The sequence below is a fragment of the Kitasatospora sp. NPDC059571 genome (genome assembly GCF_042735675.1).
GTDB lineage: Bacteria > Actinomycetota > Actinomycetes > Streptomycetales > Streptomycetaceae > Kitasatospora.
In genome coordinates this window covers 1-23446 of sequence record NZ_JBHWBW010000073.1, presented here as the reverse complement: position 1 = coordinate 23446, position 23446 = coordinate 1, and the positions used below count along the sequence as shown (strand labels likewise).

Sequence of the window (23446 nt, the reverse complement as noted above, 5' to 3'; positions counted from 1 at the left end):
GAACGGGGAACCGGTCGCGGCCCCGCGCGGCCCCGCCCACCCTCTGCGCCACCCGGATCACCGGCTGGGGCATCCTCTCCTGCGCCTTCCCCGTCCTCACCCCGCACATCCGGGCGCCGAGACCGACAGGAACGGCTCCGGTGCTCTCCTCGCCGCCGGGGCCGGCCGCGGCGGTCTCCAGTGGCGCCGTGCGCGGGCGCGGCTGCCGGCAGGCCGGGGGAGCGGGTCAGTCGAGGGTGACGACCATCTTTCCCAAGGCGCGCCCGGCCTCCATCACCCGATGGGCCTCGACGATCTCGTCGAACCGGAAGATCCGGGTGGGGCGGGCCCGAAGGGTGCCGGCCTCGACCTGGGCGTAGATCTCGTCCAGCGGGACGTCCGTGAGGGGGAAGGCGGGGGTTCCCAGGACGAAGGCGCTGCCGAAGAAACTGAGTTGGACGCCGCTGGGCAGATCGGCGATCGGGTCGAAGTGTGCCACCGGTTCGAATCCGCCGAGGAAGCCGACCTGGCAGACCCGACCACGCGGTCCGACCGTGGCCAGGGAGTCACGAAGCACCGTGTTGCCGACGATGTCGAGCAGCGCGCCGACGGCGAGCCCCCGCCGTCCGACCTCCGCGGCCAGCTGCCCGTCGTCGATGAGCACGTCGGACGCCCCGAGTTCCTTGAGCAGGGCCGCGTTTGCCGGGTTCCGGGTGGTCGCGAGCACCGTTGCGCCGTGGTGGACGGCCAGATTGACGGCTGCCTGCCCGAGGGAGGAGGTCGCGCCCCTGACCAGAAGTGTGTCCCCGGCCTTGAGCGCGAGGTTGCCGTGCAAGGCGCTGTACGCCGTGGCGTACACCTCGGGTACCGCGGCCAGGTCGGCCCAGGGCAGGTCGGAGTTCACGGGCACCACGTTGGTCGCGGGCACGGTCACCAGTTCCGCATAGCTGCCGTTGCGGGTCCGTCCCATGCCGCCGAGGATCGCCACCACCTTCGTGCCGAGGGGGAGTTCGCCCGATGGGTCGGCCTCGACGAGGCCGGCGCACTCGATCCCCGGGACGGCGGCCACCCGGCCCCAGGCGCCGCTGCGCATGTACGCCTCGGCGTGGTTGAGGCCGATCGCCTTGACCCTGATCAGGACCTCGCCGGTGGCGGCCACCGGGTCGGGCACGTCGGTGACCGTGAGCACCTCGGGGCCGCCGTGAGCGGATATGACAATGGCCTTCATGTCTGAACCTCGTTCTTGAGTGGTCATTCAACTATTGGACCGACGAAAGGGCCACCGCACACACGGTGGCCCGAAATGCCGCGCCGTCAGGAGAGCGCGGCGAAGGCGTTGTCGACGATGGCCCGCAGGACCGCCTCGTCGGGATTGGCCTTCCCGACGACCATGAGCCCCTGGCAGGTTGCGACGAGCAGCTTGGCGCTGCCGCCCGGGTCCAGCGAGTCCCGCACCTCGCCCCGGCGGACGGCATTCCCGAGGGCATGGGTCATGCACCGCTCCAGGCGCGCCAGGTGGCCGCGCACGACGGCCGCCGCCGCGTCGTCCTCGGCGGCCTTCTCGATCGCCGTATTGACCAGGAGGCATCCCTGGCGCCCTTCGGGGCTGAGCAGGTCGCGCACCAGTCCGTCGAAGTAGCCGCGAACCTCCGCCACCGACGCGCCCGATGCCTCCAGTTCCCCCAGCTTCTGGGGCACGATCAGCTTCGAGTAGCGCTCCAGCGACTTCACGAAGAGCGCGTGCTTACCCCCGGGGAACGCGCTGTAGATGCTGCCGGGCTTCACACCCGTGGCCTTCACCAGATCCTCGATGGAGGTCGCCCGGTAACCGCGCTCCCAGAACCGCAGCATCGCCTGGTTCAGGACGGTCTCGGGGTCGAACTCGCGCGGTCTGGGCATGGAAGAAATATACATGAGTGACCATTCAAGAACAACGGCCCGGGCCGGCCCTCGGTCGGCACCCCTTGCCGGAACCGGCGCGCCCGGCGACGCGGCCCGCCTGCCGGCGGGGAGCGGGGGCCGGTTCCGGGAATCGGGCCCGGACTGCACCGTCGGCCCCTCGGCGAGGTGTTCGCCCTCATGGACAGCTCCGCAGGCTCCCGGTCCGCCGCCGATATCGCGGCACCCCCCGAACGCGGGCCGAACCGTCGACACCACACGCTTCCCCGCCGAACACCGGGCGCTGCCCGCCGACCCGCCCAAGTCCCCGGACAGAAGGCAGGCCTGAGGCATTGATGGCCGTTCGACGGTGTGCGGCCCGACCGGCTCGTGGTAGCGTCTGGGCCGCCGTGCACGACCGCGCACTCGAGGAGGTGAGACCGATCAACACTGTGACAGGTCGGGCCTCCCTTCCCCGCATGGCCTAGGGACGCCCGCTGAAGGCATCCCGAAAGGCCCGCACGCTATGCGCTTCACTTCTGACTCGGCATCCCACGGTGTCCGCGAGCAACTCTTCGAACTGGGCGACGTGCCCGGTGTGGTGTGGACCCCGGACGGTGCAGGCGGCACCCGCCCCCTGATCGTGATGGGACACGGCGGCGGCCGGCACAAGAAGGATCCGGAGCTTGAGACGCGGGCACGCCGCCTCGTCGCCGAGTGCGGCTTCGCCGTCGTCGCCGTCGACGTGCCCGGCCACGGCGACCGCCCGGTGGACGAGGAGCTCAACCGGATCGCCGACGAGAACCGGGCCCGCGTCGAGGCCGGGGAGGACATCGCCGTGCTGATCGCCGAGTTCCAGGCGATGGTGGCACGCCGGACCGTTCCGGAGTGGCGGTCGACGGTGGATGCGCTCCAGCGGCTCGAGCACGTCGGCGCCTGCCCGGTCGGCTACTGGGGGATCTCACTGGGCTGCGGGCTCGGTGTCCCGTTCGTCGCCGCCGAGCCCCGCGTCCGCGCGGCGGTCCTGGGCCTGGGCGGGGTGACGGCCAAGGCACAGGACGCCGCGAGGATCACCGTCCCGCTCCAGTTCCTCCTCCAGTGGGACGACGAACGGGTGCCGCGCTCCCGTGCGCTGGCCCTGTTCGACGCCTTCGGCTCAGCCGAGAAGACCCTGCACGTCAACCCCGGCCGGCACGCCGAAATCCCGGACTTCGAGGACGACAGCATGCTGCGCTTCTTCGCCCGCCACCTCCACTGACCGCCGGTCCGGACCGAAGCCCGCCGACCGGCTCGCACTCCTGGTCGGCGGGCACGACCGGTGCCGGTGGACCACGGCTGCCACGAACACGTGCCGCGCTGGGCGTGGCGCCGTGTCCGGCCTCGCCGTAGCCGTCGCCCACCGCCCGGACGACGCCACCACCTCCGTCGACCGCTCCCCGGACGGCCTGATGGACATCAACCGCTGCCCGGCCGCCGTCCGGCAGCAGCCGCGGCCCGCTGCCGGCGGAGCCGAGCCCGTCGGGATGGGGCGGCTCGGCTCCACCGACCCACGCAGGCATGTTCGGCCGCGCGCCCCGGCTGAACGGGCTCGGGCGTGCGGGCGGAGCGTCGGACGGGCGCATCGGCCGTGCGAGTGGATGCGCGCCGCCCGCTCTGCAGGACGGTCGCTGCAGCCTCCACCCCGGACCGGACGGAAGCCCGCCGCATCCGGCTGCGTTCCACCCAGCCGCGTCCCACTCTCTCGATCGCCGACGGCCTCGAACGCCGGCGGACCGGGGCCGGGCGCGGAGTACGGATCCGGACCCGGCCAGGGCGGAGCGCTGCGTGAACCGACACTCCTCGGACCGGGAAGGAGCCGCCCCTGTGACTGGCGGAATCTTGACGACCTCAGGCGTTCACGCCACTCGTGGGGCGGGGCCGGGAATCGGAGGATGGAGCCGTCGCCGACCGGGGAACCCCGGCACGGCCCACCGGCCCCCGTCCCGACCACCAAGAACGCGAGGCACCCCCTTGTCTGCCACACCCTCCGCCGAGATCACCAGCGCAGTCCTGAGCGTGCCGGCCGCCGTCCCGGCCGTGGCCGCCGCGCACTACGCCGCCCGCCTCGCCTTCGAGGCGGACGTCTCCGACGTCCACGCCGACCTGGCCTCGGGCGCACCCGGCATCGTGGTGGTCGACACCCGCAGCAGCGCCGCCTGGGACCAGGGCCGCATCCCCGGAGCCGTTCACATCCCCACCGCGCAGATCGCCGACCTGGCACCGCGGCTGATCGACCGGCCCGCGACCGTGGTCACCTACTGCTGGGGCCCCGGCTGCAACGGCGCGACACGCGCGGCGCTGGCCTTCGCCCGCCTCGGCTACCAGGTCAAGGAAATGCTCGGCGGCTTCGAGTACTGGGCACGCGAGGGCTTCGCCTACGACTCCGCCACCGGTACCCGGCAGCGCCCCCTCGACGACCTGACCGCCCCGCGCTCGGGCATCGCCTGCGCATGCTGAAGGACACCGCGCGGCCGGGCGGCGCGATCCGCCCGGCCACCGCGGCCGACCTGCCGGCGGTGGCCCGCCTGTGCACCGCCCACGCCGCCTACGAACGCGCCGACCCGCCACCCGCCGATCTCGCCACCCGACTGGAACCCGTGCTTTTCTCGGCACGGCCGAGAGCGTGGTGTCTCGTGGTCGAGCTCGGGGACGAACTGATCGGCTACGCCAGCTACTCCCGGGAGTTCTCCACCTGGCAGGCAGCCGACCACATCCACCTGGACTGCCTGTTCGTCACCGAACCGCACCGGGGCCAGGGCTGGGGGCACGCCCTGCTCGACGCCGTGAAGGACGCGGCAGCAGCCCGCCGCGCCGCACACGTGCAGTGGCAGACACCCGACTGGAACACCGGCGCCATCCGCTTCCACCACCGCGCGGGGGCGCGATCCCGACCGAAGGTCAGATTCTCACTCCCCGTCGGCCCGCCGGAGGACCCGCCCCGCCCGCCTGTGGATGGTCACGTGGGCGCGGCCGGCGGCCGGGCGCCCCTGCACGGCGAGGCCGGCCCGGGCGCCGGTCGTCACGGCACGCACCTCCGGTGAAGTCCGCGCCCAGTACACCTGGATCCTGGCGCTCTGCGCGCCACCCCAGGTCTGCCCGGCGTACTGGTAGTTGGTCTGCACGACGCAGGTGCCGTATCCCGGTGAGCAGTGGACGCAGGCGGCACCGCCCGCGTCCAAGCCGTTCACCGCGGCCCTCGGAGTGGCCCATCACCCCGAGACCGGCCATGGCCGGTGCCCGACCCGGCCCGGCGAAAAGCCGTCCGGTAGTCACGGGGCCCGCGCCCGGTGTGGCGGGCGAAGAGCGCGCCGAACGCCCCGGGGTCGCCGTAGCCGACATCGGCGGCGATGGCGGCGACCGTACGGTCGGTGCTCTCCAGCAGGTGGCGCGCCCGACGCACCCGGGCCGTGTGCAGATAGGCCAGCGGGCTCTGGCCGGCCTCGGCGCCGAAGCGCCGCAGCAGGGTCCGCGGACTCACCCCGAATTCCGTCGCCAGCGCCGCCAGGTCGTACCGCTCCCCGAGCTGCTGGTCCAACCGCCGCTTCACGGCACACGAGAACGCCGCCCCCACGGTCGGCAGCAGCGCCGGATCGACATAGGGCGCCTGGGACGAGCGGGCGTCGTCGACCAGTGCGATGCGCGCCGTCCTGCGGGCGACGCCCGGACCGTCGTGCTCGCGCACCAACCGGAGGGCGAAGTCGTACATCGCACTGAACGCGGCGGTCGTGGTGACCCCGCGATCGGTGACCACGAGACGCTCCGGACGCAGGTCCACCAGCGGGTAGCGGCCGGCCAGCCGGTCCGCGAACAGCCAGGACGTCGTCGCCTCACGCCCGTCCAGCAGACCGGCCTCCGCCAGGAGGAAGGCCCCCACACAGATCGACACGACCGCCACACCCGCACCCGCCTGTTCCCCGACCACCGCGAGCTCGGGCCCCAGCCCCGCCAGGACCGCCGCCGGATCGTCGGCGGGGGAGAGCACGAAGCCGGGCACGACCAGGACGTCGACCGGCCGCAGCGCCGACACGTCCAGAGCCCTCCCGCCCGCGGCGGTGACCCGCCGGCGCGGCGAGAGGACGGACACCTCGTACGGTGCGCGCACCGCGCCGCCGGCCGCGGCGACCTGATCGGCCATCAGCAGCAGGTCGGGAACACCGAAGACCTCCGAGGCGAAGCACCCCGGATAGGCCAGCACACCCACTCGCAACCCCGCCACCACGCCCCCCGAACCGATCCGACCCTGTGGCGGGATCACCCCGAAACCCGGCGATCCCGCCGATTCCGGCGCCGGCCAGTCTCCCGCCACAATCCTGCCCATGACAACCACCACGCCCCGCCGCGGCGACCCCCTCGACGACTTCACCCGCCGCACGATCGACGTCGACGGCACGCACAAGACCGTGTACGTCACCGGGACCGGCCCGGCCGTCGTCCTGATGCCCGAGATGCCGGGCATCAGCCCCGACGTCGCCCGCCTCGCACGCTGGATCCGCGACGCCGGCTTCACCGTCTACCTCCCCTCGCTCTTCGGCACCGACGGCGCCCGGGCCACCACCGAAGCAGGCAGGGACGTCATGCGCCGGGCGTGCGTCAGCGCCGAGTTCCGCGCCTTCGCCGGCGGCGGCACCAGCCCGGTCACCGGCTGGCTGCGAGGACTGGCCAGAACCGCCCACGCCGAGTGCTGGGGACCCGGCATCGGCGCCATCGGCCTCTGCTTCACCGGCAACTTCGCCCTGACCATGGCGCTCGAACCCGCCGTGATCGCCCCTGTGGTCAACCACCCCTCCCTCCCCCTGGACGACCCCGCCGCACTCGAACTCAGCGCACAGGACGCCGCCGCCCTGGCCGACCGCATCCACCGCGACAACCTGACCGTCCTCGCCTACCGCTTCCAGGGGGACACCTGGTGCACCGGCCGGCGCTTCGCCGCCTACCGGGCCCTGCTCGGCGACGCCTTCGACGGCCGGGAACTGCCTGCGACAGCGGCCAACCCCGACCCGCCGCCCTTCTTCCGCGACCTGGTCGGCTGCGCCCACAGCGTGGTCACCGCCCACCTCGTCGACCGGAGCGGCCACCCGACGGTGCGCGCCCGCGACGAGATCCTCGACTTCCTCACCGCCCGACTCGCCCCCGATGCCTGAGCCCGGCGAACGGGATCCCGAACCGGTCAGGATTGGAGAAGCCCCGGTGCCCCTGCACCTTCTAGCGTGATGGGCATGGCACACACCACCTCCACCGCAGCCGGCACCTCCCTCGCGTCCGTCACCGTCGAGGTGACCGACCTCGAAACCGCCCGCCGCTTCGCCGAGCGCCTGGGCGTCGACACCTACATCCGGCTGCGGGCGTGCGACACCCCCTCGACCGGATTCCGCGGCTTCACCCTGGCCCTCACCGTGTCCGGGCCGGCCACCGTCGACGCCTTCGTCGGCGCCGCCGTGGACGCCGGCGCCACCGTGCTCAAGCCCGCCGCCAAGTCACTGTGGGGCTACGGCGGCGTCGTCCAGGCCCCGGACGGAACGATCTGGAAGATCGCGACCTCGGCGAAGAAGGACACCGGCCCCGCCACCCGTTCGATCGACGACATCGTCCTCCTGCTCGGCGTCGAGGACGTGAAGGCCACCAAGCAGTTCTACGTCGACCGGGGCCTGACCGTGGCCAAGAGCTTCGGCGGCAAGTACACCGAGTTCGCCCCCGGACACGCCGGCCCCGTCAAGCTCGCCCTCTACAAGCGCCGGGCCCTCGCCAAGGACCTCGGCGTCCCCGCCGACGGCACCGGCTCCCACCGCATCGTCCTCGGCAGCACCACCGACGCCTTCACCGACCCGGACGGCTTCTCCTGGGAGACCACCGCACCGCCCGCCCCGACGCTCTCCTGACCATGGTGCTCGGCGCCACGGCAGGCACGGGACGACCGCGCCTGCCGCCGGCGCGTTCCGAGCACGGTCGGTGCGTGTGGCCGGCGGACGGCGCCGCCCCGACCTTTGGGCGATCTTCGCGGGTGATATCCGCACTACCGCATCAGCCGCAGCCGGCGGGCGCTGCTCGCAGCCGACCCCACACCTGCCCGAGCGCCGTGTCGGATGCCAACAGGCCGGCACGGCACCAGGCCTACGGACCCACCGACCGCAACGACGACGATCTGATCGCCCGCCGGATCCCGGCCCGGCCCCCGGGGGGTGGGGCCGACGGCCGGCCAGGACGGTCCCACGCCCGGTGACCCCCGTGCAGCGGGCGCACGTCCGTCCTCGCCGGGCCGTCAGTCACGCATGGCGGTGCTCCACGTGCTGGGGTCCGCGCCGTAGAGGGTGATCCTGTCCAGCAGGCCCTGCGCGCCGCCGGCCGCGTCGAAGACGTGTTCCCCGCTCCCCAGCGCCGCGAGGCAGGCCTTCACGCCCCGCTCGGACTTGCACGTCTTCGGCTGCGGCGTGCGCGGCTTTCCGTCCGGCCCGGTCTGCACCGGCTCCGGGACATCGGGCCCGACCGTGACACCGATGAATTCGTCGCCCGGCCCCCCGACGCTCATGTCCAGCTTGAAACCGCCGCTGCCGTCGCGCGACTGCCGGAGCGTCACCGAGTTCACCGTGTACCCCCTCGGCATGTCGCCGATCCGCAGCGGCAGCGGCACCTGCCAGTGGCCCACGACCACGCCGGCCGCCACCTTCAACGGCACCCGCTGCCTGTCCGCACCCGAGAGGTACCCGGAGCCGAGCTCCGCCCACCGGCCCCCCTCCGTCTTCCACCGCAGGGTGTTCATGGTCTTCGCGTCGTTCGGATCGCTCGCGGTGATCCAGTACGCCTCCCGCCCGTTCACCGGCGGGGCATCGACGCGGATCGCGTGGTTCCCCGGCTTGTAGCCCGGCAGATTGGGCTTCCCGTCGGCCAGGGCCGGCAGCTCGGGCGTCACCCCCGCCGGGAAGACCTTCAGAGAGAAGGAGGGAGTCGGGAACGTCCCCGTGTCCCCCTGCGCGTTCGCCCACTCGCCCCCGGCCTCCCTCGTATAGCTGACCGTCTTGATCGAATCCGGAAGCCAGCCGAAACGCCCGTCGGAGATCAGCGGATCGGTGCCGGTCACCGGGGCGGGCGTACTGGTCTCGGACGGCGCGGCGCCGGACCCGCCCGTCGGCGGAATCGGATTCCACGTGTGCACCCCGCTCGGCGACGGGGACACCGATGTGGTCGGCTGCACGGCGGGCCCCGCCGCGCCGCCACTGCCGGGCAGCACCGCAGCCAGCGCGACGAAACAGACCACCACCGCGGTCGCCGCCGTCAGCACCGCCACCCGCCGCCGCACCAGCCGGCCCCGGCCGCGCCGCAGCGCCCCGTGGACGTCGACGCCGCTCGGTGGGGCGGACCCCTCGGCCAGCGCCGAGAGCTCCTCGGCCAGCCTCGTCTCCTCGCTCACACCCTGCTCCCCTCGACCGATCGATCAACGAACGAACGCCTGAGTGCGTCCAAGCCGCGCGAACTCTGACTCTTCACATTGCCGGCGGAACACCCCAGGACATCAGCGGCCTGCTCGACCGAGAGATCGCAGTAGTAGCGCAGCACCACCGCCGCCCGCTGCCGCGGCGGCAGCGCGGCCAAGGCCTGCCGCAGGTCGAGCGAGACGTCCACATCCGTCCACGCCGCAGCCTCCTCCGGCGCCGTCACACCCGTACGCGTCCGCCGCCACCACGAGGTCCGCTGCTCCGCCAGGAAGGTGTTGACCAACACCGTCCGGGCATAGCCGTCCCGGTTCTCCACCCGCCCCGCCCGGGACCAGTTCACGTAGAGCTTGGTGATGCTCTCCTGGACGAGGTCGTCGGCCCGATCCCAGTCGCCGCAGAGCAGATATGCGACCTTGCGCAACCACCCGGCCCGGGACATCGCATACTCGGTGAACTCGGCGTCGCGTGAACGTGCCGCACGTCGCACCACCAGGCCCCCCTCCCTCCCTTTCACGGGCACCGCCGAACTGCGCTGCCCGGATCTCTAATGCCGACCGCCACGCAAAGGGTTGCACCACCACCGGGCGGGCCCGACCCACGCCGCTGGACGACGGGGTGCTGCACCGGCCCGAGGGATTGCGGCCGAACCTGCTGTTCGCCGATCGCGGCCACCAGGTCAACGCGCCCCGCATCGAGCAGGCCGTCCGCAAGGCGGCGAGGCGAGGCCGGCCCCGGCCGCGTCACTCCGCACCAACTACGGCACACGCCGGCCATGCAGGCGATCAACCGCGGCATGTCCCTGGAGGCGATCGCCGCTCTGCTCGGTCACCGATCGCTGTCCGTGACGCGTGTTGACGCGCGGATCGCCGACCGGCCGGCGACGGGCTTCTGACCCGGCTCGACGAACAGGCCCGGTGACTGTCAGTCAGCCGCGGGACGCCAGAACCCCGTGTTCCGATAACGGCACCAGTACAGGACAGTGCGATCGTCCGGCCACGGGGCCGGCTGAACCTTTCTCGGCTCGAAGCGTCGCGCTCGGGGTCGACGGGGCGCCGGCTCGAAGGTTTCGACTGCTGTCCATGCTGTCCAGGAGAGGTGCGCATGCACGAATCCACGACATGCAAAAAACTCCATTTGAAAAATTCTTCATGTTCATACATCATGGATTGCTGTTGGATCGGCACAGGTGGATGCGGTCGGCTCGCGTCGACGCCAGGGAGGGACGGCAGTGACCGAGGTGTTCGACGAGGAGCTGCGCGAGCAGCTCACCCAGGCCCGGCAGGCGCGGTGGGAGGCGGAGGCCGCCGGGGACGATGCCGGGGCACAGGCCTATGCCGGGCGGGTCGCCGGACTGCTGCGCATCGCGGCGCGCCACGGCATCGAACTTCCGCACGGCGCGGAGGAACGCGAAGGAGGGAACTGAGTATGGCCGTCCCGCTCTACCAGGCGAAGGCGGAGCTCTTCCGCACCCTCGGCCATCCGGTGCGCATCCGTGTCCTGGAGCTCCTCCAGGATGCGCCGATGCCGGTCCGCGAGCTGTTGGCGGCCATCGACATCGAGGCCTCCAGCCTCTCCCAGCAACTCGCCGTCCTGCGCCGCACCAATCTGGTGACCGCCACCCGCGAGGGCAACACCGTGATCTATGTGCTCAGCAGCCCGGACGTCGCCGGACTCCTGGTGACGGCCCGCCGCATCCTCAGCGGCATGATCAGCGAGCAGGGCCAGCTCCTGGAGGAGCTGCGAGCCACCACCCGAGAGGCCACGGCGTGAACGCCGTCCACGCGGCCGCCGCGCGGCTGCGCTCCATCCTGCCGAACCGTCAGATCCTGGCCACCATGGGCCGCTCTCCGCGCAAGGACCTGCTCGCGGGTCTGACCGTTGCGATCGTCGCGCTTCCCCTCGCGCTCGGGTTCGGCATCTCCTCGGGTGCCGGCGCGGAGGCCGGCCTCGCCACGGCCGTCGTCGCCGGCGCGCTGGCCGCGGTCTTCGGCGGCTCCAACCTGCAGGTCTCCGGCCCGACCGGAGCGATGACGGTGGTCCTGGTGCCCATCGTCCACCGCTACGGGAGCAGCGGTGTGCTGGCGGTCGGCCTGCTGGCAGGCGTCATCCTCGTCGCTCTGGCGCTGGCCCGGGCGGGACGTTGGATGGCCTATGTACCCGTACCGGTGGTCGAGGGCTTCACCGTCGGCATTGCGGCAGTCATCGGCCTCCAGCAGGTTCCCGGCGCTCTGGGTGTCAGGACACCGGGGGGCGACAACCCGGCCGTCGTCGCGGCCGAGGCCGTTGCCGACTTCGCCGCGCACCCGCACATGGCCGCCCTCGCCCTTGCTGCCGGGGTCGCCACCGTGATGCTGCTGGGCGTCCGCCGGCGTCCGGGGATCCCGTTCTCCCTGCTCGCGGTCATCGCCGCCACTGCCGTCGCGCAGCTGGCCCACCTGCCGGTCGCCACCATCGGGCACCTGCCCGCGGGCCTGCCCGCACCGTCGCTCTCATTCCTCCACGCCTCCGCCGTGCCCGCGCTGCTGCCCTCCGCGCTCGCGGTTGCGGCTCTCGCCGCGCTGGAGTCGCTGATGTCCGCGACCGCCGCCGACGCGATGAGCGTCAGCGAACGCCACGACAGCGACCGCGAACTGTTCGGCCAGGGCCTGGCCAACCTCGTCGCCCCACTGTTCGGGGGCGTCGCCGCCACCGGTGCCATCGCCCGCACCGCCGTCAACGTCCGCTCCGGCGCAGCCTCCCGGCTCTCCGCCCTGGTCCACGCCGCCGTCCTCGCCGTCATCGTCTTCGCCGCCGCACCGCTGGTCGCGGGCATCCCGCTCGCCGCTCTCGCCGGCGTGCTGATCGCCACCGCCGTGCGCATGGTCGAGGTCGGCTCGCTGCGCGCACTCGCCCGCACCGGGCGCGGCGAGGCCGCGGTCATGCTCGTCACGGCAGCCACCACGCTCGCCTTCGACCTGGTCACCGCCGTCGTGGTCGGCCTGCTCGTCTCCGGGGCACTCGCGCTGCGCTCGGTCGCGAAGGCCGCCCGCCTCGAGCAGGTGCCACTGCACGCGGACCTCCCGCCCGCCGACCACCACGAGGAGGAGCAGGCGCTGCTCGCCGACCACATCGCGGCGTACAGGATCGACGGTCCACTGCTGTTCGCCGCCGCGCACCGCTTCCTGCTGGAACTCACCGAGTCCGCCGAGGTCAAGGTCGCGATCCTGCGCATGTCCCGGGTCAGCGCGATCGACGCGAGCGGCGCGACCGTCCTGGGCGACGCCATCACCAAGCTGCAGCGGCGCGGCACCCTCGTCCTGGTCTCCGGCATCCGCGAGGAGCACCACCGCCCCCTCGACGCGCTCGGCATCCTGGATGGGCTCCGGGCCGAGGGGCACGTCTTCGCGACGACCCCGGACGCGATCGCCTACGCCCGCACCCACCTGCACGGCCACATCGGCCCGGTGGGCCGCCCCTCGGCTGCCGTGACCACTGCAGGGGTGTCCAGTTGACCGCCGCCACCGGGTGTGCGCGATGATCCGCCGCTGGCGCGGCCGAGGCCACCGCAACGGCCCCACCCCGCCCCCGGCCGAGCCCGCCGACCGGGGCCGGGCGTACCGCATGAGCCTGACCAGCCTGCCATCGGGCATCCGGCTGGCCCGCCGCATCACCGTCACCGTCCTGACCACCTGGGGCATACCGCCAAGCACGACCGTCCACGACGCCGCCGTACTCGCCGTCACCGAACTGGTCACCAACACGGTCCGGCACGCTGCGCCGCGTTCCGCGTCCTTCGAACTGCTGCTGGCCGCCGACGACGTGCTCGACGTCGCCGTGCGGGACAGCCATCCGGGACTGGTCGACCTCCCCGCGCCCGAGGCCGGGGGAGGGCTGGCCGTGCTCGCCGACCTCGCCCGTCACTTCGGCGGCGCTCTCACCATCGAACCCGACCCCGACGGCGGCAAGACGATCCACGTCCTGCTGCCCCTGCCCCAGCCCGCTGCCGGCCGGAATTGAGCCCCATGCGCTTCACCATCACCCCCTTCGACGACCACGGCACCCCGGGCATCCCCGACCTCGTCGACCTGCCCACCCTCAAGGGCGCCCTCGCCGAGGCCGCGATCTCCGGCCGACGCCTGCACATCCGCCCCGCCCCTCGCCACCACGCACCCATGGGCGCACAGGAGGAGACATGAGCGACGCCGTCCGCGACGAGAAGGCCAGGCGGAAGGCGATGCTCATCCGGGCGTCGATCTACATCGCCGGCACCCACCTGTTCGCCGGCTTCGTGATCCTGCTCTTCACCCTCGGCAACCGCCGCTGACCGCTCGGCCGTCACTCCTGCCCGGCGCAGCTCCGTGCCCGACCTTCAGCCAGCCGCCTGGTGCCACCCAGCCCGGGAACACGCGGCCGGGCAGAGCTACCTCGTTGCCTCGCCGATGCCCTGGGAACGCGCCACCGCACGCGCCGTTCGCCCGCGGCCGCGGACCCTCCCCAGCGCAGGCTCGTCCGACTCACGCCCGCGACCAGCAGCCGCTCGATGCGCCTCGGCTGTCAGTCAGGCGAGGACTGGGGAAGCGGAGCAGGGAGCGGCGAGGACCGCCGTCAACGCGAGAACAGCATGAGGCCCGGACACCGCAGATGCTGTCCGGGTCCCGCTCTGTGCGTCGGTCGTGCCCAGCTTCGCACCCGGAGGCGGCCGTGCTGCGCGCCACGGCGCCACGTGTTCGGTCTGCCGGGCCGCCGGAGAGGACGTCAGGGTGCCGTGCGCGGGGCGGGTGTGGGGTTGGTGCGGAGGCCGTTGAGGAGCTCGGCTTGTCCGGCGATGACGCCGCTGAGGATGTGTCTGGCAACGGTGAGGAGGTCGGCGACCTCGGGGCTGGTGAGGCTGTAGACGACGGTGGTGCCGTCGCGGCGGGCGGCGACGAGTCCGGCCCGGCGCAGGACGGCGAGTTGCTGGGACAGGTGGGCGGGTTCGGCGCCGATCTCGGGGAGCAGCTCGGCGACGGCCCGGTCGCGTTCGCTCAGGCTCCAGGACGCGGATGCGGATCGGGTGGCCGAGGGTTTTGAAGAAGCCGGCCTTGACCTGGTAGAGCGGGGTGTTCACTGCGGTCGTTCCCCGGGGCTGTGCGCCGGGAGTGGTCGGGCCGGCGGGTGCGGGGCCAGTACGGGCGCTCACCCTGTCACCGAGCCGGGCGCCTCGGGGCTGGATGCGCGGGAGGTCATCGGCTGGCGTTTTCATCGCTCGCGATGGCAGGGGCCGATGCGGTGTGCCTGCCGACGGCTGCCGGCGCGCTCGACGGATCGGGGTGGAGACGCAGTCCTCCGGGGCCGCCGGCCGTGGGGAGCTGCCGGGCGAGGTGCGTGCGCAGACCGCAGACGGTCAGCGGGGCGTGGTGCGGGCCGAGTTGCCGGGCGGCATCGATGATCGCAGCCATGCCCTCGGGGCTCCAGCCGAGCAGGCCGGACAGGTCCAGGACCAGGGCGACCTCGGAGCGGGCACGCGCCCAGGCGAAGGCGCCTTGGAAGCGGTGGACGACCCGTTCGCCGAGGAAACCCGACAGGTGCAGGACGCCGGTTCCTTCGTGTTCCTCGAAGTGCCACTGCACGGGGTCACCGTCCCGTCGCCGTGCCGGGTGCCGGGGCCCGGCAGGGCGTGGGCCCAAGGAAGGAAGGGGACGGGAATGACCGATGCGTGGCCGCAGCCGGTACGCGCCGGAAGCGGAGCGGCGGCACATGGGACCGCACTCCCGACGGGACACCTGCCCCGGAGCCGTGCATCGCGGAGATACGCATCCCCGCCCCCTTCCTCCCTAGTAGTTGCAAACATTAGCAACTGCTAAGGTGTTCATCCAGTGGGCCGCCCCCGGAATCGACGCCGGGGCGGCCGTTCCCCGCAGACTGCGGGGCGACCAGGGGAGCCGGTAATGAGCGGGGAGTCCGAGGAGGCGCTGCGCAACCGGGCCGTCCGACTTCGACGGGCCCTGGCGGAGGCGGCCGAGCGGCAGAATGACAGGCTCGTGGCCCTGTACGCGGTCGACCTCGAGGACGTGGAACGGACCTGTCGCGCCCGGGGTATCGACCTGGCCGCACCACGTGGCCGGAGACCGGTTGAACGGGAGGCGGACCGGCCTCCCCTCGCCCACCTGGTCGACCTGCCGCACGGGCCGGCCCTCGAACTGCTCTCCCAGGTGAGCACCGGGCGCCTGCTCCCTGCCGCGCAGGTTCAGCCCGCCGTCCAGGTACTCGGCCATCTCCTCGACGACGGGCAGCTCATCCTGCGCCTTCACCTGTCGGCCGGGTCGCCCGTCTACCCCGACCGGCTCACCTACCGGGTCGAGCACATCGACGTGGACGAGCTGACCGGCTGGGTCGTCACCGTCGCCGGCCGCGCCGAGCAGATCACCGATCCCGCAGAGCAGGCCCGCTTCTGCGTGCCACTGTGGGCCCGGCCCGACGAGCGCAACGAACACCTCCTGCGCATCCGCCCCGAGGACGTCACCGGCCACAGCCTCACCCGCGACCACACGCCGGATGAATGACTGGTTCGGGCTGCTGCGGCCCGCCTACAGCCTGCGGGCCCACGTGCCGGCCCATGCGGCACGCACCCTGCTGAAGGCGATGTTCACCGGGCAGGGGCGGATCGTCATCACCCCCCACGCCATTGACCCGGACACCGGACTGCAGTCCGTCACCATCGACACCGACGGTCCCCTGACCCACCACCAGGTCCGCACGCTGCTCCGCGACCGCCTCGGCGAGGACCTGGTCCACCTCACCGACCCCGCCCTGGGGACCGCCGCCACCGGCAAGACCACCCAGCGCCTGTGCGTTCCGACCGCAGACGCCCGCGACCTCGCACTCCTGGACCGCGACGCCGACCACCGCGTCATCACCCACCTGATGCTCAACCCCGACGGCCTCGACACCTCCAGCGGCCGACGTCGCCGCGTGGCCCTGCTCTCCAACGCCACCGACGTCCTGGACCTCGGCCCGCTCCCCGCCCCGCTGGTCCTGCCCGCGCTCGAGTCCATGGCCGTCCACCTGCGCCGGGCCACCGGCCTGGACATCCACCCGATCCCGGTGGACGCCGCTACCCCCGAGGATTTCGCCGCCGCCGCCCGGGCGATCGCACCCGGCTTCGCCGCGATCTCCCTGGCCCACACGCACCCCGCCCACGCTGCCGCCGTCCGCGCAGCGCTCGCGGGTGGCCCCGCCCCGCTGGCCGACACCGCTACCGCCCACGCGATCGCCACCTCCGCTGCCACGCTCAGCACACTGAAGCGCCAGGACCTGGACCCCGGCGACGCGGTCATCGTCCTGGCCGGAGCGCACCTCCTCGACGGCAACCTCGTCGGCCTGCTCCACGCGAACGGCGTGGGCGAACTCATCCTGGCCGACCCGCCGACCCCGGGCGCCGAGCCCCTCGTGGAGGCGGCCGACCTGGTCATCGACCTGACCGGGCGCCTGCCCAGACCGTCGGACGGCACCCCGATCCTGCACGCCTGCCTCCAGGAACCACCGCTGCTGCACGCCACTGCGCACCACCCCCATCCCCTGCACGTCCTGCCGGCCCTGGTCACCGTCGCCACGCACGGCATGCAGCCGGGTGTTGGAGCACTGCTTGCCGCCACACGAACCCTGGCCGGCCTCGCGGAGGAAGGCCGTCTCCTGCCCCCGGTGGACCGGCCGGGGCTGACCCAGGCACTGACCGCGGCAATGACGGCCGACGCTTGATGCTCGGTCCTCCGGCACTCGACCGGGGCCGGCGGCTCTGGTCTCGTCCACGAGAACGAACGGGGGGAGCCGATGTTCGGCTGCTTCAGCAGTTCGGCCCAAGGCGGCCCGCGAAGCAGATCCGAGCCGGTCCGAACGCTCATTCGCACAAATTGGGGACCTGGAGGGTCCCGCTGCGCGCGCACCATCAGAGTTGAAGAATTTTTCACTTTCATAGATTCTGGTTTTATAGCACCGCGCACGAGGTCTGCGGAGGGCACTGCGGCCGGCGGGCCTGCGTTGCCGGCACCCGCGCTCCGGGGGCGGAGGAACACCATGGCTGTCCCCCTCTACGAGGCCAAGGCCGCCTTCTTTCGTACCCTCGGGCACCCGGCAAGGATCCGCGTCCTCGAGCTCCTCCAGGACCGGCCGATGCCGGTCCACGAACTCCTCGGCCGGATCGACATAGAACCCTCCAATCTCTCCCAGCAGCTCGCGGTGCTGCGCCGCACGCAGCTGGTGACCGCGACACGCGAGGGCAACACGGTCGTGTACGCGCTCAGTACCCCGGACGTCGTCGACCTGCTCCATGCCGCCCGCCGGATCCTCACTGAGATGATCACCGACCAGGGCGAACTGTTGGACGCGCTGCGCGAGACACCGGCCCGGGTCGCACCTGCGTGACCGTCCTCCGTCCGGGTGCGCCTGCCCGCGCCGCCCGCTGGGCGGGACCACCCGAGGAAAGGCAGCATGAGCACCACCGGCACCCCACTTCCCAAAGTCGACGTGGACACCGCACGGTCCTGCAGTGTCTGTGCCGGCTGGGGAACGATCGAAGCCGCGGACGGGGGTTGCTACATCCTGTGCCCGGCATGCCAGGGCGCTGCGGACGCTCCGGAGCGGAAGTCCGTCCGCACCGGCCCGTCCCTGCTGAGTGCGTGCGGCCAGGCCATGCGCCGGGCGGAATGAGTCGGACGGTGCAAGTCATCGTGGCACGGGAGAGGAAACCTGCCGGCAGCGGTAGCGGCAGCGGCAGCGGCAGCGGCAGCGGCACCGGGGCCGAAGCGGCCGCGGCGACGCTGCATGCGGCGCCTGCCGACCCGAGGATCTACGCCCACCGTGCAGATCGGACGTTCTGCGGCCTGGACATCGGCGGCCTCGACTGCGACCTGTGGCAGCCGAGGCCCGCGACGGCCTGGTTCCGGCCCGAGGACGCGCCGTACGTGTGTTCACGCTGCGCCGAGGCGGTGCGCAGATTCTGACGCGTCGGTAGCCGGATCCCGACAAGTCAGTCCGCCCGGCCAGCTGCCGGCAGCGGTCGTCGAGTCACGCTTGGCACCTCAGGGCGGCAGGCGACAGGCGGTCCGAAGAGGGTGGTGTTGGCTGCGGTGCCGGGCAGACGGAACATCGTCGAGGCGCGGGCAACCGGCCGCCGGCGAGACGGTGCGCCCTCGGACTCCCCAGAGCCATCAGTCCAGGACCCCTCGGAGCGGGTGCACGTCCCGTACCTGCCACAGCGTCTTCACCCCGGGTGGACGTCCCTGCGGGCGATCTGCCGGTCGAGGGCGGCGGTGTGTCCGAGTCCGGCGGCGGCAATCGCTCCACCCGGGCCGGGACCGCCGGCCCCTCCTCCCCGCTCCGCGCACCAAGCTGTTCAGGACAGCACCACGCCTCGGCACGAGTTCCAGCTGTTCACCACCGAGCCGCCCCGCCTCAGCTGCAGCGCCTCGCCGTACCGCCGTCGTCCTCCACCGAGGCGAACGGCCTTCCCTCGCCCGGGAGTTCGGCATTCCTCCCGGCAACCATGCTCGCTTCGGACGGTGTTCAGGCTGGGAGTCGAGGAACAGGTCGGCTGCCGCTCGGGCGGCGCAGCTCCTGGGCGCACGTCCCGATCGCCGGTCCAGGTGCGACACGGACCCCGCGCCGGGAGTCCTGACCTTTGGGATCGGTGGTCGTCAGGGTGCCTGCATGCCCGGGAGGGCGGGCCGTTGGACGTCGCGGAGGGCGGAGGGCTCGAGTCCAAGGCCGATGCCGTCCTGAGGGCTGTGATGGCGTTCGGTGCACGTCAGGTCGACCCCGGTCGGCATGGACCGGGCGCCGGCCGGCGCCACGGATGCGAGTCGGGCGAACCTGCGATGAGGGTGGATCATTCGCCTGCGCGGCGAGGCGCGTCGGCAGCACTCGGTGCGGCTGCCCACCGTGTGAATGGGCCGTTCGCCCTGCCTCGTGTCGGGTCGCGCAGTCCCGGCCCTGGCCCGCCATCGGGCGCGGCGTGCCCTGAGTGCTGATCCCGCGCGGCCGTGTCAGCCGCGGGAGGGGTCGGCGCCGGGGGTGATCAGGCTCTCGAGGAGTTCGGCCCGGTTGGTGATGACGCCGCTGAGGATGGACCGGGCGATGTGCAGGAGGTCGGCGACCTCGGGGCTGGTGAGGCTGTAGACGACGGCGGCGCCCTCGCGCCGGGCGGCCACCAGGTTGCCACGGCGCAGGACTGCCAACTGCTGGGACAGGTGGGCCGCCTCGACGCCGACCTCGGGGAGGATCTCGGAGACGGCGTGGTCGCGCTCGCTGAGCAGTTCGAGGACCCGGATGCGGACCGGGTGGGCGAGCGTCTTGAAGAACTCCGCTTTCACCTGGTACAGCGGCACACTGATCACGGGAGGCGGGGGCTGGGTACCGGCGTTCACGTCGTCACCGTCTCGATTCAGGCCGCGGCGGAGCATCATCAGCTCTCGACTTTAGCAACCGTGCGGCCGGCGGCTGCGGGGGCGATTCGGCACACACCCAGTACCACCAGGGCCATGTCGAGGTCGTCACACGGCCGGAGCACCGACAGGGGCCATCCGCTCCCGAGCGCGTCCTCCGTCCGCTGTCCGATGCCACAGGCGGCGAGCGGGCCGCGGTCATGTGGGCGGCCGGCGGAGTCCACGATCGCGGCCTCACCTTCGGCACTCCATCCGGTCAGGCCCGCCAGGACGCTTGGGCCAGCCGGCCGTGGCCCAGCCGAACGCGCCGTGGAAGCGGTGGGCGGACCGTGCTCCCAGGAATCCGGACAGCCGAAGGGGCGCCGGCGCCGTCCACCGTCACCGAGTCCCACTGCATGCTCACCGCCGCCCCTGAGCACCACACCCGGGGCGGCGGTGAGAGCGTACGCGCCCTGCGCGACCAGCAGGCCCGGACAGGAAGAGGGAGCGCCCGGACCGCAAGCGCCGCTCTCTCGGTACCGGGTCGCACACGACACCCGGCACCGGATTCGGAGCGAGCGGCACCATCCGGCGACGGTCCGGCGAGATACGCATTCCCTCCTCCTGCCCTCGTACGTAGTTGCCAACATTAGCAACTGCTAAGGTCGTCATGTGGCAGCCACCGGAAGCGGCTGTCGCCGGCGCGCCGCCCCGGTTACACCGACGCCGGGGCGGCGCTGCCGTGACCTGCCCGGACGCCGGCCCCCACGAGGTCACCCATGGACGATGCACTCGGCCCGCACCCCGGCGACCAGAGATCAGCGGCGCTCCCGGCTTTGGCCGACACATGGCCGACGGGCAGCCTCCGGCTCGGCAACGAAGCGCCCGCCGACGCAGGTCCCAGCACCGCCACAGGACCGGACACCGAAGCAGGCGAGACGATGTACTGCTGATGCGAATCGACTTGGCGCCGCACCCGACGCTCCCGCACTCCGTCGGCCGGCTCCACCGTCCACCAGGGCGCGCTGCTGCTGCCTCCCTCGATGCCGGACCACAGCTTCCGGACACCCTGGGACACCTCGGCGACGGCACGCACCTCGTCCAGCGGGTCCGGCTGCTGCCCGCACCCGACGAGCCGCTCGCCCACCCCATGCCGCTCGCCTGCCGGGCTGACCGGGTCGACCCCGGCGACCGGGCCGACCGATCGGCCCCGGGCCTGCACCCGGGAGTGCAGACGGGCACAGCCCGCTCGGAGCCGGGCCGGTAACAACTGAACCACGCGTCCCCATTATCGAAAATGTTTCGACAGCCCTGACCATCCCGGCATGCAATTCTTCCAATTCCCGCTACGCCTCGACGCTGCTGCGGTCGCGGGTATCCCGGTCGAAGGGCCGGCGGTAATGGGCGGCATCAGAGCCCTGCTCCCGATCCCGGACCGAATCGTCCGGCATCGATCCTCGCGCTCCACGTCATACCACACCGCCCCAAGGGCATTTCCCCGGCGGGCAGCCATCCGCGCCCCGTCGATCGTGCAGTGCCCGCACGGCGATTCTCGCGGAATCTCGGCTGTGACGCCATGTTTTCGGTTCCCTTCGACAGTGAAAAAATATGTCACTACTGTCGCATTGTGTGACTAGTTTGACTATTGCACAGTTTTGCGATTGCCTAGATTCGAAATTGGGCGTCCCGGCGTTTCTGTGATGTCGGCCTGGCCCTGTATCTGGCGTGGCCTCAGGCGTTCTGCCTGGCTGTTTTTCGGTGGATCGCAGTGGGGGAGGGTGTGCGGGTGACGGGCGAGGGGTCCATGGGAGGCTTTCGGCTGCCGGCGATCGCACCGGCCGGTGGGGTGGGCGGACTTGCCAGGGCCTTTTCAACGGCATCGAGGCAGTTCCGGCCCCGTGCACTGGCCGTGGCGGGTGACCCGGGGGGAGTCGTCCACCTGTCCCACGGCGCGGTCACAGCCGTTGTGTCGCCCGGCGCGCCGGACGCTGCCCGGGTGCTGTTGGCCTCCGGCCGGGTGAGCGAGCACGACCTGTCGGCACTGCAGCACGAGGCCGACGGGGGCCGGCCCGGCCCGGCCCTGCTCTCGCGTTCGCTCGTGGGCCCGCAGGAGCTCCAGGTCGTGTGCATGATGTCCGCGGCGGACGCCGCCTTCGCGATGGCAGCGGGCCGCATCGAGGGCAGCGCCCCGGCCGCCGACTGCCCGCCTCCCCTGCTGCCCGCCCCGCAGGACATCGACCCCGACTGGCTGCTGCAGGAGACCGAGCGGCGCCTGGCCGCCCTCGCATCCCTTCGGACTGCGCTGTCGCCCTTCACCGACCGGGTGCGCGCCGTACCGTCGGCCCGCGCACCCGATTTGTCCGGCGCCAGACGCGACATCCTGCAGGACGCCGACGGCCGCCGCAGCGCATGCGACATCGCCCTCCGGCTCGGCCGGAGCCTGTTCGCCGTGACCACCGAACTGTCCCGCATGGCCGGCGAGGGACTGATCGAGGTGGCGGCATCCGATCCGACACCGGACAGACACGGCACCGGACCGGCGGACCGGCAGCCGCCTTCGGCCAGAGCCCTGGGCCACCTTCCCCTGCGCCGCCGCGGAGCCAGCGGGATCAATGACGCGCTCCCACTGCGACCCGTCTCGGCCCGCCACGCACGGCCGGCCGACCAGTAACGGAACCGCCGGCATTCACTCCACCCAGCGGCCCTGCCGCGGCTGCACCGGATCCCACGGCGCCGGCCAAGGAGCGGCGACGGAGCGTTCTTCGATCGACAGGAGAGTTGTGACCGACACGAGCAGTGATCTGATCGCAGAGATGGGGGAGCTGCGCGACAGCGCCACCGGTGTCACCGGTGTCGTGGTCTCGGCGGTGGACGGCCTCCTCATCGCCGCGGACACCGGCGACCGGGCCGACGGGGAGTGCCTGTCAGCCCTGGCCGCGGCCGTACTCGGCCTGGCGCACCGAGCCGGGGCGGCAACCGGGAGAGACCGTCCGCGCTGGAGCGCCGCGTGCTACGGCGACGGCTACCTCGTGGTGCGCCCGGTCGGCGACATGGGCGTGCTGACGCTGCTGGGCGGCACGGACATGGACCTGGCCCGGCTGGAGGGCGAATGCGAGCGGTCCGTCCGGCGGATCGACCGCCTGCTCACCGGCCCGCGAACGACCGCCGCACACCACTGAAGACCACCACCGGCCCGGACGGCGCACGCCCGGGCCAAGATGAGGAGCGCAGTGAACACGCAGGGAAGCAGCATGTCCGACCGGGTGTCGGGATTCGTCAAGACCCTCCGGGCGGACGTGCCCGACTGCCTGGCCTCGGGCGTCATCGACATGGCCACCGGCATGCTGCTGGGGGTGGAAACCGTCGACTCCCACCCATCCGAGGTGCTCGACCTCCTCGCAGCCGCCACGCTCGACCTGTTCCAGGGCCGCAACGTGGCGATGATTGAAGGCCTCTTCAAGGAACGCCGCGGCGTGGTTTCCGACCGCCATTACTTCCAGGAGGTCCTCGTCAACAGCGACAACTTGACGCACCTGTTCGTGCGAGTCGAGGGCGAGGAAGACGTGGTCGCCGTCGTGGTCTGCCGCAAGTCCGTCAACGTCGGCATGCTGTTCGCCCAGACCAGGCGGGTCGTGAGGCAGCACGGCCGCCTCTGACCGCGCAACGGCCGTGGCCGCGTGTGTTATAGACCCCCGGCCGGCAAAAAAATGGGCCCCCCCCGAGGCCCCCCACACCCGCCACCCCCCG

The 23446-nt window shown here is 72.3% G+C and carries 27 protein-coding genes and 1 pseudogene; 20 read left to right on the top strand and 8 right to left on the bottom strand.

Translation table 11 applies throughout. The features are described 5' to 3' along the window. Positions 1 to 226 precede the first annotated feature (226 nt). Together ACFV0G_RS11635 and ACFV0G_RS11630 are read right to left on the bottom strand one after the other, a co-directional pair. On the bottom strand, positions 227 to 1207 hold the full coding sequence (locus tag ACFV0G_RS11635) for a zinc-binding dehydrogenase (RefSeq protein ID WP_380545373.1): 981 nt from the start codon (positions 1205 to 1207) through the stop codon (positions 227 to 229). A gap of 86 nt (positions 1208 to 1293) precedes the next feature. Continuing rightward, on the bottom strand, positions 1294 to 1878 hold the full coding sequence (locus ACFV0G_RS11630) for a TetR/AcrR family transcriptional regulator (RefSeq protein WP_380545371.1): 585 nt from the start codon (positions 1876 to 1878) through the stop codon (positions 1294 to 1296). Positions 1879 to 2383: 505 nt separating this feature from the next. Between ACFV0G_RS11630 and ACFV0G_RS11625 the strand changes: the two genes are divergently transcribed. The 3 genes from ACFV0G_RS11625 (at position 2384) to ACFV0G_RS11615 (ending at position 4937) form a co-directional block, all read left to right on the top strand. Next, complete coding sequence (locus ACFV0G_RS11625; protein WP_380545369.1) at positions 2384 to 3115, top strand: dienelactone hydrolase family protein; 732 nt, start codon at positions 2384 to 2386, stop codon at positions 3113 to 3115. A gap of 752 nt (positions 3116 to 3867) precedes the next feature. Next, positions 3868 to 4353 (top strand): rhodanese-like domain-containing protein, encoded by a 486-nt coding sequence (locus ACFV0G_RS11620; protein WP_380545367.1) that lies wholly within the window; start codon positions 3868 to 3870, stop codon positions 4351 to 4353. Continuing rightward, complete coding sequence (locus tag ACFV0G_RS11615) at positions 4347 to 4937, top strand: GNAT family N-acetyltransferase (RefSeq protein ID WP_380545365.1); 591 nt, start codon at positions 4347 to 4349, stop codon at positions 4935 to 4937. Before ACFV0G_RS11620 ends, ACFV0G_RS11615 begins: the two co-directional genes overlap by 7 nt. A gap of 143 nt (positions 4938 to 5080) precedes the next feature. On the opposite strand, the gene ACFV0G_RS11610 is transcribed toward ACFV0G_RS11615, so the two are convergent. Then, the gene (locus tag ACFV0G_RS11610; RefSeq protein WP_380545363.1) at positions 5081 to 6091 is read right to left on the bottom strand and encodes a GlxA family transcriptional regulator; all 1011 of its coding nucleotides are present in this window, start codon (positions 6089 to 6091) and stop codon (positions 5081 to 5083) included. A gap of 121 nt (positions 6092 to 6212) precedes the next feature. Here ACFV0G_RS11610 and ACFV0G_RS11605 point away from each other — a divergent pair, with 121 nt between their 5' ends. After that, positions 6213 to 7037 (top strand): dienelactone hydrolase family protein, encoded by an 825-nt coding sequence (locus ACFV0G_RS11605; protein WP_380545361.1) that lies wholly within the window; start codon positions 6213 to 6215, stop codon positions 7035 to 7037. Positions 7038 to 7106: 69 nt separating this feature from the next. Further along, positions 7107 to 7772 carry a glyoxalase gene (locus ACFV0G_RS11600; protein ID WP_380545359.1) on the top strand — a complete coding sequence of 222 codons (666 nt, stop codon included), beginning with the start codon at positions 7107 to 7109 and terminating at the stop codon, positions 7770 to 7772. Between the two features lie 380 nt (positions 7773 to 8152). Here the strand turns inward: ACFV0G_RS11600 and ACFV0G_RS11595 are convergent, their stop codons facing one another. Together ACFV0G_RS11595 and ACFV0G_RS11590 are read right to left on the bottom strand one after the other, a co-directional pair. After that, a complete protein-coding gene (locus ACFV0G_RS11595) occupies positions 8153 to 9175 on the bottom strand; it encodes a hypothetical protein (protein ID WP_380545357.1) in 1023 nt (340 codons plus the stop codon). Between the two features lie 119 nt (positions 9176 to 9294). Beyond that, positions 9295 to 9813: a SigE family RNA polymerase sigma factor gene (locus tag ACFV0G_RS11590; protein ID WP_380545355.1), complete on the bottom strand. Its 519-nt coding sequence runs from the start codon at positions 9811 to 9813 to the stop codon at positions 9295 to 9297. 282 nt (positions 9814 to 10095) lie between these two features. Here ACFV0G_RS11590 and ACFV0G_RS11585 point away from each other — a divergent pair, with 282 nt between their 5' ends. The 7 genes from ACFV0G_RS11585 (at position 10096) to ACFV0G_RS11555 (ending at position 13626) form a co-directional block, all read left to right on the top strand. Continuing rightward, the gene (locus ACFV0G_RS11585; protein WP_380545353.1) at positions 10096 to 10215 is read left to right on the top strand and encodes a hypothetical protein; all 120 of its coding nucleotides are present in this window, start codon (positions 10096 to 10098) and stop codon (positions 10213 to 10215) included. A 336-nt stretch (positions 10216 to 10551) separates the two neighbouring features. After that, positions 10552 to 10746, top strand: coding sequence for a hypothetical protein (locus ACFV0G_RS11580; RefSeq protein WP_380545351.1), 195 nt, complete (start codon positions 10552 to 10554; stop codon positions 10744 to 10746). Between the two features lie 2 nt (positions 10747 to 10748). Beyond that, positions 10749 to 11093: an ArsR/SmtB family transcription factor gene (locus ACFV0G_RS11575; protein ID WP_380545349.1), complete on the top strand. Its 345-nt coding sequence runs from the start codon at positions 10749 to 10751 to the stop codon at positions 11091 to 11093. Between the two features lie 65 nt (positions 11094 to 11158). Further along, positions 11159 to 12814 (top strand): SulP family inorganic anion transporter, encoded by a 1656-nt coding sequence (locus tag ACFV0G_RS11570; RefSeq protein ID WP_380545379.1) that lies wholly within the window; start codon positions 11159 to 11161, stop codon positions 12812 to 12814. Positions 12815 to 12923: 109 nt separating this feature from the next. Then, positions 12924 to 13319 (top strand): ATP-binding protein, encoded by a 396-nt coding sequence (locus tag ACFV0G_RS11565; protein WP_380545347.1) that lies wholly within the window; start codon positions 12924 to 12926, stop codon positions 13317 to 13319. 5 nt (positions 13320 to 13324) lie between these two features. Continuing rightward, complete coding sequence (locus tag ACFV0G_RS11560; protein WP_380545345.1) at positions 13325 to 13498, top strand: hypothetical protein; 174 nt, start codon at positions 13325 to 13327, stop codon at positions 13496 to 13498. Further along, on the top strand, positions 13495 to 13626 hold the full coding sequence (locus ACFV0G_RS11555) for a DUF6126 family protein (protein ID WP_380545343.1): 132 nt from the start codon (positions 13495 to 13497) through the stop codon (positions 13624 to 13626). Before ACFV0G_RS11560 ends, ACFV0G_RS11555 begins: the two co-directional genes overlap by 4 nt. A gap of 431 nt (positions 13627 to 14057) precedes the next feature. On the opposite strand, the pseudogene ACFV0G_RS11550 reads toward ACFV0G_RS11555, so the two are convergent. Then, positions 14058 to 14409: pseudogene (locus ACFV0G_RS11550) on the bottom strand (ArsR/SmtB family transcription factor). Between the two features lie 115 nt (positions 14410 to 14524). Continuing rightward, a complete protein-coding gene (locus ACFV0G_RS11545; RefSeq protein WP_380545341.1) occupies positions 14525 to 14911 on the bottom strand; it encodes an STAS domain-containing protein in 387 nt (128 codons plus the stop codon). Between the two features lie 318 nt (positions 14912 to 15229). Between ACFV0G_RS11545 and ACFV0G_RS11540 the strand changes: the two genes are divergently transcribed. From ACFV0G_RS11540 to ACFV0G_RS11525, 4 genes are all read left to right on the top strand, one after another. Next, entirely contained in the window at positions 15230 to 15844 is a 615-nt protein-coding gene (locus ACFV0G_RS11540) for a pyridoxamine 5'-phosphate oxidase family protein (protein WP_380545339.1), read from the top strand. Then, positions 15837 to 17039 carry a malic enzyme-like protein gene (locus ACFV0G_RS11535; RefSeq protein WP_380545337.1) on the top strand — a complete coding sequence of 401 codons (1203 nt, stop codon included), beginning with the start codon at positions 15837 to 15839 and terminating at the stop codon, positions 17037 to 17039. The genes ACFV0G_RS11540 and ACFV0G_RS11535 overlap by 8 nt, the downstream gene beginning before the upstream one ends. 315 nt (positions 17040 to 17354) lie before the next feature. Beyond that, a complete protein-coding gene (locus tag ACFV0G_RS11530; RefSeq protein ID WP_380545335.1) occupies positions 17355 to 17702 on the top strand; it encodes an ArsR/SmtB family transcription factor in 348 nt (115 codons plus the stop codon). Positions 17703 to 17995: 293 nt separating this feature from the next. After that, positions 17996 to 18280 carry a hypothetical protein gene (locus tag ACFV0G_RS11525; RefSeq protein ID WP_380545333.1) on the top strand — a complete coding sequence of 95 codons (285 nt, stop codon included), beginning with the start codon at positions 17996 to 17998 and terminating at the stop codon, positions 18278 to 18280. Positions 18281 to 19321: 1041 nt separating this feature from the next. Here the strand turns inward: ACFV0G_RS11525 and ACFV0G_RS11520 are convergent. Then, positions 19322 to 19669 (bottom strand): ArsR/SmtB family transcription factor, encoded by a 348-nt coding sequence (locus tag ACFV0G_RS11520; protein WP_380545377.1) that lies wholly within the window; start codon positions 19667 to 19669, stop codon positions 19322 to 19324. A gap of 982 nt (positions 19670 to 20651) precedes the next feature. On the opposite strand from ACFV0G_RS11520, the gene ACFV0G_RS11515 reads away from it, so the two are divergent. From ACFV0G_RS11515 to ACFV0G_RS11500, 4 genes are all read left to right on the top strand, one after another. Then, on the top strand, positions 20652 to 20966 hold the full coding sequence (locus ACFV0G_RS11515; protein WP_380545331.1) for a hypothetical protein: 315 nt from the start codon (positions 20652 to 20654) through the stop codon (positions 20964 to 20966). A gap of 729 nt (positions 20967 to 21695) precedes the next feature. Continuing rightward, positions 21696 to 22370 (top strand): hypothetical protein, encoded by a 675-nt coding sequence (locus tag ACFV0G_RS11510; RefSeq protein WP_380545329.1) that lies wholly within the window; start codon positions 21696 to 21698, stop codon positions 22368 to 22370. A 109-nt stretch (positions 22371 to 22479) separates the two neighbouring features. Further along, complete coding sequence (locus ACFV0G_RS11505) at positions 22480 to 22878, top strand: roadblock/LC7 domain-containing protein (RefSeq protein ID WP_380545327.1); 399 nt, start codon at positions 22480 to 22482, stop codon at positions 22876 to 22878. A gap of 72 nt (positions 22879 to 22950) precedes the next feature. Continuing rightward, complete coding sequence (locus ACFV0G_RS11500; protein WP_380545375.1) at positions 22951 to 23355, top strand: hypothetical protein; 405 nt, start codon at positions 22951 to 22953, stop codon at positions 23353 to 23355. The last annotated feature ends 91 nt before the right edge of the window (positions 23356 to 23446 follow it).

Coding starts and splice junctions, on each gene's coding strand:
- ACFV0G_RS11635 (WP_380545373.1), bottom strand. CDS start 1,207: ATGAAGGCCATTGTCATATCCGCTCACGGCGGCCCCGAGGTGCTCACG.
- ACFV0G_RS11630 (WP_380545371.1), bottom strand. CDS start 1,878: ATGCCCAGACCGCGCGAGTTCGACCCCGAGACCGTCCTGAACCAGGCG.
- ACFV0G_RS11625 (WP_380545369.1), top strand. CDS start 2,384: ATGCGCTTCACTTCTGACTCGGCATCCCACGGTGTCCGCGAGCAACTC.
- ACFV0G_RS11615 (WP_380545365.1), top strand. CDS start 4,347: ATGCTGAAGGACACCGCGCGGCCGGGCGGCGCGATCCGCCCGGCCACC.
- ACFV0G_RS11605 (WP_380545361.1), top strand. CDS start 6,213: ATGACAACCACCACGCCCCGCCGCGGCGACCCCCTCGACGACTTCACC.
- ACFV0G_RS11600 (WP_380545359.1), top strand. CDS start 7,107: ATGGGCATGGCACACACCACCTCCACCGCAGCCGGCACCTCCCTCGCG.
- ACFV0G_RS11585 (WP_380545353.1), top strand. CDS start 10,096: ATGCAGGCGATCAACCGCGGCATGTCCCTGGAGGCGATCGCCGCTCTG.
- ACFV0G_RS11575 (WP_380545349.1), top strand. CDS start 10,749: ATGGCCGTCCCGCTCTACCAGGCGAAGGCGGAGCTCTTCCGCACCCTC.
- ACFV0G_RS11570 (WP_380545379.1), top strand. CDS start 11,159: ATGGGCCGCTCTCCGCGCAAGGACCTGCTCGCGGGTCTGACCGTTGCG.
- ACFV0G_RS11565 (WP_380545347.1), top strand. CDS start 12,924: ATGAGCCTGACCAGCCTGCCATCGGGCATCCGGCTGGCCCGCCGCATC.
- ACFV0G_RS11560 (WP_380545345.1), top strand. CDS start 13,325: ATGCGCTTCACCATCACCCCCTTCGACGACCACGGCACCCCGGGCATC.
- ACFV0G_RS11555 (WP_380545343.1), top strand. CDS start 13,495: ATGAGCGACGCCGTCCGCGACGAGAAGGCCAGGCGGAAGGCGATGCTC.
- ACFV0G_RS11540 (WP_380545339.1), top strand. CDS start 15,230: ATGAGCGGGGAGTCCGAGGAGGCGCTGCGCAACCGGGCCGTCCGACTT.
- ACFV0G_RS11535 (WP_380545337.1), top strand. CDS start 15,837: ATGAATGACTGGTTCGGGCTGCTGCGGCCCGCCTACAGCCTGCGGGCC.
- ACFV0G_RS11530 (WP_380545335.1), top strand. CDS start 17,355: ATGGCTGTCCCCCTCTACGAGGCCAAGGCCGCCTTCTTTCGTACCCTC.
- ACFV0G_RS11515 (WP_380545331.1), top strand. CDS start 20,652: ATGCGAATCGACTTGGCGCCGCACCCGACGCTCCCGCACTCCGTCGGC.
- ACFV0G_RS11500 (WP_380545375.1), top strand. CDS start 22,951: ATGTCCGACCGGGTGTCGGGATTCGTCAAGACCCTCCGGGCGGACGTG.